General features: G+C 68.6%; 11 protein-coding genes and 1 pseudogene. 6 read left to right on the plus strand and 6 right to left on the minus strand.

Going from position 1 to position 12,639, the window contains the following annotated elements; all coding sequences use genetic code 11:
* Window position 1 precedes the first annotated feature (1 nt).
* The 3 genes from LIP_RS03395 to LIP_RS03405 form a co-directional block, all read right to left on the minus strand.
* The gene (locus tag LIP_RS03395; RefSeq protein ID WP_198409690.1) at window positions 2-964 is read right to left on the minus strand and encodes an ABC transporter permease; all 963 of its coding nucleotides are present in this window, start codon (window positions 962-964) and stop codon (window positions 2-4) included.
* A gap of 85 nt (window positions 965-1,049) precedes the next feature.
* The gene (locus tag LIP_RS03400; RefSeq protein WP_068134354.1) at window positions 1,050-2,228 is read right to left on the minus strand and encodes an ABC transporter permease; all 1,179 of its coding nucleotides are present in this window, start codon (window positions 2,226-2,228) and stop codon (window positions 1,050-1,052) included.
* Between the two features lie 98 nt (window positions 2,229-2,326).
* Window positions 2,327-4,204 carry an ABC transporter substrate-binding protein gene (locus LIP_RS03405; RefSeq protein WP_231699379.1) on the minus strand — a complete coding sequence of 626 codons (1,878 nt, stop codon included), beginning with the start codon at window positions 4,202-4,204 and terminating at the stop codon, window positions 2,327-2,329.
* 374 nt (window positions 4,205-4,578) lie between these two features.
* Here LIP_RS03405 and LIP_RS03410 point away from each other — a divergent pair, with 374 nt between their 5' ends.
* Both LIP_RS03410 and hpt read left to right on the plus strand, forming a co-directional pair.
* The gene (locus LIP_RS03410) at window positions 4,579-5,529 is read left to right on the plus strand and encodes a cytidylate kinase family protein (RefSeq protein WP_068134358.1); all 951 of its coding nucleotides are present in this window, start codon (window positions 4,579-4,581) and stop codon (window positions 5,527-5,529) included.
* A gap of 504 nt (window positions 5,530-6,033) precedes the next feature.
* The gene (gene hpt, locus LIP_RS03415; protein ID WP_198409691.1) at window positions 6,034-6,582 is read left to right on the plus strand and encodes a hypoxanthine phosphoribosyltransferase; all 549 of its coding nucleotides are present in this window, start codon (window positions 6,034-6,036) and stop codon (window positions 6,580-6,582) included.
* 40 nt (window positions 6,583-6,622) lie between these two features.
* On the opposite strand, the gene LIP_RS03420 is transcribed toward hpt, so the two are convergent.
* Genes LIP_RS03420 through LIP_RS03430 form a run of 3 tightly spaced genes read right to left on the minus strand, consistent with a single transcriptional unit; the run spans window position 6,623 to window position 9,231 of the window.
* Window positions 6,623-7,549: a uroporphyrinogen decarboxylase family protein gene (locus LIP_RS03420; protein WP_068134365.1), complete on the minus strand. Its 927-nt coding sequence runs from the start codon at window positions 7,547-7,549 to the stop codon at window positions 6,623-6,625.
* Between the two features lie 10 nt (window positions 7,550-7,559).
* Window positions 7,560-8,618 carry a 3'-5' exoribonuclease YhaM family protein gene (locus LIP_RS03425; RefSeq protein ID WP_068134371.1) on the minus strand — a complete coding sequence of 353 codons (1,059 nt, stop codon included), beginning with the start codon at window positions 8,616-8,618 and terminating at the stop codon, window positions 7,560-7,562.
* A gap of 55 nt (window positions 8,619-8,673) precedes the next feature.
* Complete coding sequence (locus tag LIP_RS03430) at window positions 8,674-9,231, minus strand: hypothetical protein (RefSeq protein ID WP_068134375.1); 558 nt, start codon at window positions 9,229-9,231, stop codon at window positions 8,674-8,676.
* A gap of 203 nt (window positions 9,232-9,434) precedes the next feature.
* Here LIP_RS03430 and LIP_RS18800 point away from each other — a divergent pair, with 203 nt between their 5' ends.
* From LIP_RS18800 to pruA, 4 genes and pseudogenes are all read left to right on the plus strand, one after another.
* Window positions 9,435-10,205, plus strand: coding sequence for a YczE/YyaS/YitT family protein (locus tag LIP_RS18800; protein WP_158509540.1), 771 nt, complete (start codon window positions 9,435-9,437; stop codon window positions 10,203-10,205).
* Window positions 10,206-10,410: 205 nt separating this feature from the next.
* Entirely contained in the window at window positions 10,411-10,554 is a 144-nt protein-coding gene (locus LIP_RS19235; protein ID WP_198409692.1) for a thioredoxin domain-containing protein, read from the plus strand.
* 12 nt (window positions 10,555-10,566) lie between these two features.
* Window positions 10,567-10,869, plus strand: a pseudogene (locus LIP_RS17440) (peroxiredoxin); the annotation flags it as partial.
* Between the two features lie 79 nt (window positions 10,870-10,948).
* Complete coding sequence (pruA, locus tag LIP_RS03445; protein ID WP_082725803.1) at window positions 10,949-12,496, plus strand: L-glutamate gamma-semialdehyde dehydrogenase; 1,548 nt, start codon at window positions 10,949-10,951, stop codon at window positions 12,494-12,496.
* Window positions 12,497-12,639: the final 143 nt, after the last annotated feature.

Here is a 12,639-nt window from a genome sequence, read left to right on the forward strand (position 1 = left end):
CTCACCTCTTGCGGAGGCGGGGGTTGAAGACGGTCTCAAGGCCCCGGCCCACCAGATAGAAAGCAGCGCAGAACAGGGTGATAGCCAACCCCGACGGCGCCCAGAGCCACCAGTAGTGGGCAAAATCCAGAAGGTACCCGCCGGTGTTGGCCGTGTCGATCATGAGGCCCCAGCTCATCCGGACGTTAAGCAGGCCGAAGAAGGAGAGAGTGGCCTCGGATGCGATGGCGCCCGTAACGTTGAACATCATGTAGAGGAACGAGATCGGCATGACATTGGGAATGATGTGGGTGCGCAGGATGTGGAAGTCGCTTCCCCCTGCCACCCGGGCGGCGTCGATGTAGGGGCGCACGCCCACCGAAAGGGCCTGGGACTTGAGCACGATGGTGATGGGGCCGAACCCTCCCAGCACCCCCAGGACGATGGCGAGCTGCAGCACGTCCAGAGGCCAGGCGGAGCTCACCACGATGAGGATGGGGATGGCGGGGAAGAGGAGGAAGAGGTCGGCCAGGCGCATGAAGAAGGTATCGGTGAAGCCTCCGTAGTAGGCCGCCGCCGTTCCCACCATGGTGCCGATCACCACCGTCACCACGGCGGCCAGCAACCCCAGCGCAAACTCCCGGGAGGTGCTGTAGGCAAGCTGGCTGAAGACATCCCGCCCGTACGGGTCGGTGCCGAGCCAGTGTCTGAGGCTGGGCTCGGAAGGATGGGTGAAGACCTCGAAGTCGAAGCCGGTGACGGGATCGTAGACCATGGGGTTCCAATAGAACCGCATGAGCAGGGGGTAGCTCGCCGCCAGAAGGATGAAGAAGAGGATCAGCCCGAGCCCGATGGGGCCCAGACGGCTCTCCCAGAAGGCCTCCCACGTGCCTCCCAACCCCTTGCGCCACAACCGCATCCGGACCCGCCAGAGCGGCTCCGGGTGGACCAACCCGCCCTGCGTTCCGACCTTGACCTCAGCCACGTCGATCACCATCCCCACTTGCCGCGGCCGCGCTCACGTGGACAGCGCGTCGGGCGTTACGCGCGCCGCGGCGGCTGCGGCGCGTTCAGGCGCTCTGCTCCTCATGCCCCGCGATCCGGATGCGGGGGTCCAGCACGGCCGAGAGGACGTCGACCAGGAGGTGTGCCAGGAGCACGAAGATCCCCAGGAAGGCGTAGGACCCCGTCACCAGGGGCAGGTCCTGGGCGATGGCGGCGTCGAAGAGCGTCCGTCCCAGGCCGGGCCACGAGAAGATGGTCTCGGTGACGATGCCTCCGCCCAGGACGAAGCCCATGCTGAGCACGAAGTTGGTCATCACCGGCAGGATCGCCGTGCGGGCGGCATAGCGGTCGCGCACGACCCGGTCCGGCAGGCCCTTGGCCCGTGCCGCCATCACGTAGTCCTCCCGGATGGTCTCCATCATCGAGTCGCGCATCAGCAGCATGGTGCCGCCGTAGCTGATCAGGGTCAGGGCCAGCACGGGAAGGACCATGTGCCAGAAGATGTCCCACGCCAGATGCCCCACGCCCGAGAGACGCCAGGCCACCAGGGCCACGAAGATCAGCACCGCCGCCGCCGCCAGCGACCCCAGGCGTCGGGCGGCGGGGGTGTGGAGCGCACGCCGGACCGCCTGCTGGGCGAGATAGTACAAGCCCGTCCAGGCGGCCATGGTCAAGAGCAGGAGGGTAAAGATGGTGTTGGAGCCGATGGTCACCCCCCGCCAGAGCCTGGGGGTGAGAAAGCTTCCCAGCGGGAACCATCCCAACGCGTACCCGAAGACCCAGATGAGCACCAGGCCCAGCAGCGGGTAGAAGACGGTGTAGAAGAGCACGCCGACGCCCGTGGCTGCCACGTCCAGGCTGCCGCCCCGGCGCCAGGCGATCACCCGCCCCGAGAGGTAGCCGATGTAGTAGGCGAGGAGGGTGGCCACCAGGAAGAGGAACGCCGTCCGGGGCGCCCGCTCCACCACGATGCCCCACACGGGCCGCGGGTACTCGGAGAACGAGAGCCCCAGGTTGCCTGTGAAGAAGTTCTTCATGTACGTGAGGTACTGAACGAGGAGGGGTTGGTCCAAGCCGAACTGCTGGCGGATGGCCGCCCGGGCCGCCGGCGGGATGCGCGGGTCATTGAGGAACGCCAGGGTGATGTCGCCTGGCATCGCCTGGATGATGAAGTAGAGAAGGGTCACGAAAACGATCAGGATCAGGAGCATCTGCAGGGTGCGCGTCACCAGGAACCGGGTCACCGGATCGCCCCCATCGGCGCGCCGGGAGGACCCCGGCGGCGGGTTGCTTGACGAGGGAGGTGGGAGGCGGCCTCACCGCCTCCCACCACTCTCCTACGCTACTTGATGAGCTTCACCTGGCTCGGGAGCGCGTCCCAGTACTGGAGACCGCCCAGCACTTCCGTGTAGGGGAACTCGAGCCGGTCTCCCCGGAACGCCTCGATGATGGGTGTGTCGAAGAGGACGACGTACGGCACGTCCTCCGCCAGCTTCTCCTGAAGCTGGAACGCCAGGTCTCGGGCCGTCTCCAGGTCCGTGGCGGACAGGAATTCCTCGGCCAGCCTGTCGAATGCGGGGTCGTTGTAGCCCTGGGCGTTGAAGCCGCCCAGTCCTGCCTGGCTGGAGTGGAAGAAGTAGTACATGTGGTCTGGGTAGATGCCCAGGCTCCACCCCAGCATCCACATGTCGAAGTCCTGTTCGTCGTAGACCTTGGTGGAGATGGTGTTGAAGTCGGTCAGGCGGGCCGTCACCGGCATGCCCAGCTCGCGCATCCACCGCTCGATCCAGAGGGCGAAGGTGGCCCGCAGCGGATCGTAGGCCGCGGTGGGGGCGAGCATCTCGAAAGGCTTGACGGGCTGGCCATCTGGCAGGATGAGGCCGCTGCCCGCGGTGTAGGTGTCGTTCTCGGCGTCCACCTTGGGCTCCGTCTGCCAGGTGAAGCCAGCGCTCTTGAGCAGTCGTACCGCTTCCGCCACCCGCTGGGCCTGGCTCATGCCCTGACCCCAGATCGTCACGTCAGGGTTGTACCAGGCCGCGTTCCCCGGCGGGACCACGGTGGCCAGCGGGAAGGCTACGCCCTGGAGGATGTTCTGGGTGATGAGCTGTCGGTCGATGAGGGTGGCCACGGCCTGGCGGAACTCGGGGTACTTGAAGGGTTCCTTCCGGATGTTGAAGCTCAGGTACCGGAAGCCGTTGGTGTGGTTCTCGATCATGGTGACGCCCGGCTTGCCCTCCAACTGCTGCTGCAGCCCCTTGGCCAGGCCCAGGGAGTTGAGGAAGAAGTCGACGTCTCCGCTGATGAGCGCCAGGGCGCCGGCGTTCTGGTTCAGGAAGAGCCGGTAGTTGGCCGCGTCCGCGTAGGGCCCTTCGGTGACTGTGAGGATCGGGTCGCCCTCGGGGGCCGGAGCGCTGGTCGCGTAGTGGAAGCCCGAGTCGGGGTTGTCGATGGTGACGGCCCCGTTCGCGTAATGCTTCACCACGTCGCCCTTGAAGTAGGGGTTCTTCACGTTCTCGTAGAAGGCACCCCGCTCCCACTGCCCGAACATGAAAGCGCCTGAGCTCACCGGGTTCGCGTTCTCGTAGCGGCGCAGCTCCTCGAGCGGGTTGTCGCTCTGGCGGGCCCGGGTGACCACGGGCTCCCAGTGCTTCTTCTGGAAGACCGGCATCATGAGGGAGCCGAAGTTCCACTCCGCGAGCCCGGGCTCGTAGGTGAGGTAGAACTTGACCGTGTACTCATCCACGGCTTCCGCATGGTCGATGAGGTACTGGGCATCGGTTCCCGGCTTGATGGGGTTGTACGAGGCCCAGTTGCCACCCAGGTCCACGGCGCCGAACGCGACCACGGTGTTGTACGAGAAAACCACGTCCGCGGCGGTCAAGGGTGTGCCGTCGCTCCACGTGAGGTCTTTTCGCAGCGGGATGGTGGCGGTGTAGAAGGCCGTGCCGGCCACCTGCTCCTCCACCAGGGCCGGAGGATCGCCCGCGGCGATGCCGGGCACCACGGCCAGGGTGGGCGGAGCGTACCCGTAGAGCCCGCTGTAGTAGATGTCATAGGTGACAAAGGCGTTCCAGACCGTCGCCTGGGGTCCGAGACCGGCGTAGGGGTTCTGGGTGGTGGGATCCTCGAACATGCTGACGTGGAACACCTTCTCCTGGGCGCCAACCGTCCCGACGGCGAAAACGAGGACGATACTGACAGTCAGCGCCACCAGGGCCATGCGCTTCACGCGAGTAGCCTCCTTTCGATACCGAACCGCGTTTTCGACGTACCGGCTTGTCCCCGGCCGGCGCGCGGAGGCACCGACCCTTCCCTGTCGTCTGACCGGAAGGTGCCTGAAAGAAGCGCTACCGATCCCCCCTTCGCAAGCGGCGAACCTGTCCGCCGTGCAGTAAGAAATTCGTCACCTGGGAGTTCAATCCTGCCGGTGAAGACCGAATTGCGGCTGCGATGGCTAGCTTGGAGACTTTACTGACACAAGACGGCGTGACACGTGCCCAGACGTGTGAGGCCAATACCTCCCAGAAAGACGTTCTGGTGTATAGTAAATGGGGAGTCCCGCCGGTGATGGGGTCCTTTCGGGGAGGGAAGCAGGTGATCCGTATCGTCACCGTCTCGCGTGAGATGGGCGCCCGCGGTGAGCGGATCGCGGCGCGCCTGGCGCAGCGGCTGAACCTTCAGCTCTGGGATGGCCACCGGCTGGCCGCTGAGCTGAGGGAAGGGGGGCACCCGCCGCATCTGGCCAGCCTGGCCATCGAGCGTTCGCCCGGGCTGGTGCAGGGGGTGACCGCGCCCCGCGAGGCGTACCGGGAGGCGGCTCGGAACGTGCTCCTCCAGCGGGCGGGGAAGGGGCTGCTCCTGCTGGGGACGGGGGGCAACCAGCTCCTTCGCGACGTGCCGGGCAGTGCCCACCTGCGCCTGGTGGCCTCGTGGCCCGAGCGGGTGGCCCAGGCGATGGAGGACCTGTCACAGCAGGACCGCGGGCAGGTGGAGGAGATCCTGCGCCAGAGCGACCGGAGGCGGGCGGCGTACGTGCGGTATCTGTACGCGTCCGACTGGGCCGACCCCTCCCAGTACGGCCTCACCCTGCGGACCGACGGCATGGACCTGAAGGACCTGCTGGATCTATGCGTCGCGGCGGTGCGGCTCCTGACGGCACGGGAGCGGCCCCCCCGTGCTCCGGCCCAGGAACCCGCCCACGACGAGGTGAGCACCGCTGGCGTGCAGCGCCGCCCTCACATCTTCGCACACCCCAGCGAGGAGGCGTTCGCGCGCTTCCTGGACTTCTACCGCATCCGTTGGGAGTACGAGCCCCGCACCTTCCCTCTGGAGGTGGACCAGGAGGGGAACGTGCGGGAGGCCTTCACCCCGGACTTCTACCTGCAGGACCTGGACCTCTACGTGGAGCTCACCACCATGAAGCAGAGCCTGGTGAACCGGAAGAACCAGAAGCTCCGCAAGCTGCGGGAGAAGTACCCAGGGATCCAGGTGAAGTTGCTGTACGCGAGGGACTTCCGCTACCTGCAAAGCAAGTATGCGGGCTGAAGGCGCCGGCAAGGCGCGCAAACGGGCAGGGTCCCGGGTCGCTCTTCCCGGGGTCGCTCCCTGCATGTTCGGCAGCCCCGCCTGACCCGATCCCGAGTTCTGGTTTCTTGGAGTGGAGGGCCGATTGCTTGGCGGCTCGACACCACCAACCGATCGCCCGTCGTCCAAGATCCAGAGACTCAAGACCCTTTGGGCCTCGGCCTTGGGCTCCTCCGATGCAGATCCGCACGATCCTCGGGTCCGCTCCCGGAACCCTGCACCCTGATCTTACGGCAGGGGGTGGGATAAGGCAACGGACTCCCTGGCTGGTTGTGGTCCTCCTGGGTGGACGCGGGGCCCAACCCTTTTCCTTGCTCCGCCTCTCTAAGCATCTCGTGGAATCTGACACAATCACACTTGACGCGCATCGTTCGCGTCACCGTTACACGAAGTCCCCGTCGCTCCCCGCGCCTGCAGGATGCCAATCCATCGGGGCATAAGAGAAAGAAAGAGAGGAGGATGCCGGTGACTCACGGCCCGGTTCCTGAGGTGCCTTCCGACCGTCCGGTCCACATCACCCGGCCCGAGGTCGAGGCCCGCATTGGCGCGCTGGGGAAGGAGATCTCCCGGGACTACGCCGACGGGAGGCTGGTGGTGGCCGCGGTGCTCCGGGGCGCCGTCTACTTCGCCGTGGATCTCACCCGGCGCCTCAGCGTTCCTTTCACCCTGGACTTCCTGGCCATCTCCCGTTTCGGCGGTACCGCCCGGCCCCACGGTGTGGTGCGCATCACCAAGGACCTGGACGAGAACATCTACGGGCGGGACGTGCTGCTCCTGGAGGACATCGTGGACACCGGCCTCTCCCTGAGCTACCTGCTCCGCACGCTGGCCGCCCGGGAGCCCGCGAGCCTCAAGGTATGCACTCTCCTGGACGCGCCGGGCCGCCGGATCGTGGACGTCCCCGTGGAGTACGTGGGCTTTCGCATCCCGGACCAGTTCGTGGTGGGGTGGGGGCTGGACGCGGGGCAGAGCCACCGGGGCGAGATGGCCATCCGCGCCGTGCAGCCGGAGTGACGCGGTGCCACGAAGGCCGGCGGGGACGGTTCGGACGCCATCAGCGGGCCCAGTCCGCTGCCTCTCGGGCCGCGAGGAGGCGGTCGGGTGGGGTCTCGGTGGGCACGGCGCAGCCAGGGCCGACGATAAAGCGCTCCCGGCCCGCCTCCTCCAGGGCCGCCCGAACCTGCCGGGCCACCTCGGGCGGGGTGAGGGAGCCGATGGCCTGCTCGTCGATGCCGCCCATGAGGCAGCGGTCCGTCAGGGAGCGAGCCTCGGCCAGGGTGGGTGGCGTGTGGTGGTGCGACCAGTTCACCACGTGGGCGGGATAGTCGAGGACGCGGTGGATGTCCAACTCGGTGCCGTGTACGTGGAGCACGTTCAGCCGGGCGGGCCGCGCCGCCTCCAGCACCTGCAGGTCGTAGGGCCGCACCAGGCGCTCGAAATCGTCGCCGGTAAGCTCGGCGGTGCTCGCGCCCCGGGTGGCGAAGAAGATCCCGTCGATGCCTTCCTCCAGCAGGGCGCCCACGTACCGGGCCAGGCTCTCGGCCAGCGCCGCGAGCCCTTGCCGGAGGGCCTCGGGCGCTTGCCGCAGCCGCTCGAGCCCCTGCTCGCCCAGCATCCGCCCGGCGGTGGCCCACGGGCTGAAGACGGTGTCCACGATGACCGCCCGGTGCCCGACCGCCTCCCGAATGATCCGGAGCGCCTCGATCTGGCTGCGGAAGGTGGGAGCCTCGGGGGTCAGGGGCTCCAGGGCCGCCCACTCTTCGGGCCGCCTGACCTCCTGGATCCCTCCTGGCAGAGGCGGGCGGTAGTCGTTCATGACCTTGAGCAGGTCCGGCCGGTAGACGTCGAAGAAAGCCAGCTCCTGCTCGGCCAGGTTGGCCGGAGGCCGGTGTTGGGAAGCGAAGTGGTACCAGACGCTGAAGGGAGGGCGATCCACCGGCCTCCCCTCCACGGCTGCGAGGACCCGATCTCGTCCGTTCATGATGTCTCCCTCACCTCCCCGTCGCGCCCATCGCCTCGGGTCCCGCACCGGGCAGCGCGTCCGGCGAGCCCTCGGGGGAGTGCTGGGCGCCGGCCGGCGGCTCCAGGAAGCCCCGGAAGGCACGGACCCCCAGGAACCGGTCGAATTCAGACCAGGTCTCCAGCGTCGCCTGCCGCCCCTTCCCCTCGATGAGCTGGCGGAACTGGTTCAGACGGGCACTCACCAGGTCCGCGTAGTGGAGGACCTGGGCGTTCAGCGTCTGGGGGACCACCACCGCGCCGTGCTCCTGCAGCCCGTGGTGGCTCAGGATGCAGTGGATCAGCTCCTGGGCCAGAGGCTCGGGGAAGCCGTCGATGGCAGCCGCCTCCTGCTCTACCCACCGGGCCCCCTGGTAGAGGTGCCCGTAGAGCCGCCCCAGGTCGGTTTGGCGGAAAGCCATACCGTCCATGGCGTACTCTTCGAGCTTGCCCACATCGTGCAGGAGCACGGCCGCGACCACCAGGTCCTCGTTGACGTACTCCGGGTGGAGGGAGCAGAGGGTGCGGGCGATGCGCACCATCTCCAGCACGTGCTCCAGCAGTCCGCCCACGTACGCGTGGTGGACCCCTGTTGCGGCCGTGTGGCGCACGTAGCGGCGCAGGCCCTCGCTGCCGGGAGAGAAGAAGCGCGCGAGCAGCGCCTGCAACCACGGGTCCCGGACCCCCGAGACGACCTCCTGAAGCTCGGCCTCCATCTCCCCCAGCGGCCGGCGGGAGGAGGGGAGGTACGCCTCCTCCTCGATCTCCTCGGGCGTGGCCCGCCGCAGGCGGAAGACGGTGAACTGCTCCTGCCCCCGGTAGGTGCCGAGCTCCGTCTCCACCTTCACGACGCTTCCGTCGTCGAAGCTCTTCCACAGGGACTCGGCATCGTCCCAGGCCACCGCGGGGAGGCGGCCCGTCCGGTCCGAGAGGTGGAGCCGGAGGAAGGCCTTCCCGTTCTGGGTGCGGGCCAGCTCCTTGTCGGAGGCGACGAAGAAGTCCGCCAGCCGCTCCCCGGGCCGCAGGTCTTCGATGAAGCGCCGCTTGAACACGTGGCATCTCTCCCCGGGCACGGTTCGACGCGGCGCCCACCGTCCCTGCCGGTGGCTACCTCGTCTCGCCGTCTTCCCCGTGCCCGACCAGCCCGAGCTCCTTCAGAAGGTTCTCCTTACGCCCGAAGGCGTAGGTGATCTGGTTGTAGTTCAGGCCCGCGGCGTCAGCCACCGTCTTCAGGTTCACGAGCTCTCCCCGCGAGGCCATCTCCCGGGCGACCTGGAGGGCGCGCTCGCGCACCTCTTGCTTGGGCGTCCGGCGCCGCCGCTGCTTGCGGGCGGGGGCGACCGCCGGCCTGCGACCGCGACGCGCGGCGCGAACCGCCCGGCGCCGGGCGCCGCCGGCAGGCTCCTGAACCTCGGCCACCTCGGACGGTCCGGCCTCGAGGGTTTCCGTGGCGGCCCCGGCCCCGGCAAGGCGGGGTTGCGATTCCAGCCGCTCGAGGCGGGCCTGCAGCGCGGCCACCTCGGCCCGGAGGGCCTCCACCTGGGCCGGTTCGGTCCGGGAGGCGTGCACGGCCAGCTGCTGCGACAGGGCGCCGAAGAAGCTCAGCATGGCTTCGGCCGCCTCGCGTCCGATCTGCGCGTACGTCTCTTTCGTTGCGTCGGCCAAAGAGGCTCACCCTTTCGTGATGGAGCGCGAACGTCTCGGGTTCCGTGGTCATCTTTCCCAACCTGGGCTTGCCTGCAAACATACTCCAGCGACTTCATAATACCTTTTCAAAGCCCGAGGCGGAATATCCTGGCACGCGATTCGTGACGCGAGGCGGTACGGAGACCCTGGACAACGAGGTCTCGGAGGCATATCATGGCCTCATGCACCCGCCCTCGCTCTCCACGGTTTCCGGGCCCGCCCCCTCCTGGCCCGGGCGCCTGGCCGCCCTCGCAAGCCGCCTGGCGACCTTCGTGGCCGGTATGGCCGTGCTGTCGGCCGGGATCCTCCTGGTGGTGAAGAGCCCCTGGGGCGCCGCCGCCTGGGACGTCTTCCACCTGGGCGTCTCGGGCCGAACGGGCCTCTCCCTGGGTGCGGTGATCATCCTGGTGAGCGTGGCGGTGGTCCTGATTACCCTGGCTCTGGGGGGCGCCTGGGCCGTGCGGCTCGGCACGCTGCTCAACACCTTCCTGGCCGGTGCCTTCGTGGACGTCTACGAGCTCCTCCACCTCTTTCGCGAACCCGCCGGCTGGCTCTGGGGTGCCGGGTACCTTCTGGCCGGCATCCTGGCCATGTCTTTCGGAATGGTGCTCTACCTGCGTACCGGCCTGGGTGCGGGCGCCCGGGACGGGCTCATGCTGGTGGTGAGCCAGCGCACCCGCCTTACCGCAGGCCAGGCCAAGGTGGTCATCGAGGTCTCGGTGGCCATGGTGGGCTGGCTCCTGGGCGGCCCCCTGGGGGTGGGCTCGGTGGCGGTGGCGGTGGCCGCCGGCCCCTGCTCGGACCTCTTCTTCCGCCTCCTGGGACCCGGCGCCCTCGGCGACCGGGTGCGGATTCCACACCCGGCCGGCGGTTCCGGCGCTCCGGCTGGAACACGCGGCGTGCCTGCCTCGCAGCCCCAGCAGGAAGTCCTGATGCCAGAGGGAAAGGAGTAACCGAGGGGCCCTGGCGATCGTGACCCGCCGGGCCCTGTGGCGCGCCCCCGGGAGCGGGAAGGCAGCCGCTCGGGCACACCGGGAACGCCCGGCGGGGCGGCGCACCCCCGGGTGCGGGCGCCTCAGGGCCCCTGCGCCCGCGGCCCCTGCAGGTACCCGTGCAGGTATCCGGCCGGGAGCCCGGCCGTCCAAGGGAGGTTTCCCCATGGCGTACGTTCGGGTCCGGGAGGGTGAGGCGCTGCCGCCCGTGGCGGGCGAGACCCAGCTCGGACCCATCGACCTGGCCGACTTCCGGGGCCGGCAGGCCGTGGTCCTCTACTTCTACCCGAAGGACAGCACGCCCGGGTGAACCAAGGAGGCCGCCGGCTTTCAGAGCCGCCTCGCGGAGTTCCGCGAGCTCAACGTGCAGGTGGTCGGCTGTAGCGTGGATTCGGTGCGGTCGCACCAGCGCTTCGCGGAGAAACAGGGGCTCGAGTTCCCGCTCATCAGCGACGCCGGCAAGACCATCACCTCCAGCCTGGGGGTGCTGAACGAGCGGGGAAACTCGGCCCGGCGCACCACCCTGGTCGTCGACCGGGATGGGATCGTCCAGAAGATCTTCGAGGACGTGAAGGTTCCGGGACACGTGGAAAAGGTCCTGGAGGCCGTTCGAAAGCTCGTCTGAGGCTCCCGCCCGGGGCCGGAGCGGCCGGCCGCCCTGCGGCGGGCGCCGGGGAGACCGAGGGAAAGGGGAGAGCCTTCAGGTGGTACCCGAGTTTCGCAACGACCCGATGATCGACTTCTCCGTGCCGGAGAACCGCCGGGCCATGGAGGAGACCCTCGCCCGTGTGCGGGGCGAGCTGGGCCGGGAGTACCCCCTGGTGATCGGGGGCCAGAAGGTCTGGACCGGGGGGCGCATCCGCTCCATCAACCCGTCGAACAACCGGGAGCTGGTGGGGCTGGTGGCCAAGGCGACCGCGCGTGAGGCCGAGCAGGCCCTGGAGGCCGCCTGGGACGCGTTCCCCCAGTGGAGCGCCATGACCGCCCCCGCCCGGGCCCGCCTGCTCTTCAAGGCGGCCGCCATCATGCGGCGCCGCAAGATGGAGCTCTCGGCCTGGGAAGTGGTGGAGGCGGGCAAGACCTGGGACGAGGCCGTGGGCGACGTCAACGAGGCCATCGACTTCATGGAGTACTACGGTCGCGAGGCGATCCGCCTGGCGGAGCCCCACGAGCTCACCCCCTTCCCGGGCGAGGAGACCGAGGCGTTCTGGATCCCCCTGGGGGTGGGCGTCATCATCCCGCCCTGGAACTTCCCGCTCGCGATCCTGACGGGCATGACCACCGGCCCCGTGGCCGCAGGGAACACGGTGATCCTCAAGCCGGCCAGCGCCACTCCCGTCATCGGTGCCAAGTTCATGGAGGTCATGGAGGAGGCGGGCCTGCCGCCGGGCGTCATCAACTTCCTGCCCGGAAGCGGCGGAGAGATCGGCGACTTCCTGGTGAGCCACCCCCGCACCCGCTTCATCAGCTTCACGGGCTCCATGGAGGTGGGGCTCCGCATCAACCAGCTCGCGGCCGAGCCCCACGAGGGCCAGATCTGGGTGAAGCGGGTCGTGGCCGAGATGGGCGGAAAGGACGCCATCGTCGTCGACGAGACCGCCGACTTGGACGCCGCCGCCGAAGGGATCGTCGCCTCGGCCTTCGGCTACCAGGGGCAGAAGTGCTCGGCCTGCTCCCGGGCGATCCTGGTGGACGCCGTGTACGACCAGGTCCTCGCGAAGATCGTGGAGCGCACCCGGGCGCTGCGGGTGGGCGACCCAGCCGCGGCAGGGACCCAGGTGGCCGCGGTCATCGACCAGGCTGCCTACGAGAAGATCCTCTCCTACATCGAGATCGGCAAGCAGGAGGGCCGCGTGGTGGCCGGGGGCGAGAAGGGCGACGAGACGGGCTTCTTCATCCAGCCCACCGTCATCGCCGACGTGAACCCGAACGCCCGCATCGCCCAGGAGGAGATCTTCGGACCGGTCCTGGCCGTCATCCGGGCCAGGGACTACGACGACGCGCTCCGCATCGCCAACGGAACCATGTACGGGCTCACGGGTTCGGTCTACTCCCGCGACCGGGTGCGCCTGGAGAGGGCCCGCCGGGAGTTCCACGTGGGAAACCTCTACTTCAACCGCAAGTGCACAGGCTCGCTGGTGGGCGTCCACCCCTTCGGCGGCTTCAACATGTCGGGCACCGACGCCAAGACCGGCAGCCACGAGTACCTGCTGAACTTCCTGCAGGCCAAGGCCGTCTCCGAGAAGCTCTGAGCGGCAGCCTCACCCACGAGGTGGCGGGCCGCGTCCCTTCGGAAAGAAGGGGCGCGGACGTCCTTGTCCCCGGCGCGGCCGCGTGGCTATAATGTCGCGGGCGTCGCGGCGGCCCCGGCCGGGGACCCTTCGCCGTGCGCCGG

The organism is Limnochorda pilosa, from assembly GCF_001544015.1.
GTDB lineage: Bacteria > Bacillota > Limnochordia > Limnochordales > Limnochordaceae > Limnochorda > Limnochorda pilosa.

Excerpts from the sequence above, each read along its gene's own strand:
- LIP_RS03405 (WP_231699379.1), bottom strand. The coding sequence starts at position 4,204 with ATGGCCCTGGTGGCGCTGACTGTCAGTATCGTCCTCGTTTTCGCCGTC.
- LIP_RS03420 (WP_068134365.1), bottom strand. The coding sequence starts at position 7,549 with ATGAACGGACGAGATCGGGTCCTCGCAGCCGTGGAGGGGAGGCCGGTG.
- LIP_RS18800 (WP_158509540.1), top strand. The coding sequence starts at position 9,435 with ATGCACCCGCCCTCGCTCTCCACGGTTTCCGGGCCCGCCCCCTCCTGG.
- LIP_RS19235 (WP_198409692.1), top strand. The coding sequence starts at position 10,411 with ATGGCGTACGTTCGGGTCCGGGAGGGTGAGGCGCTGCCGCCCGTGGCG.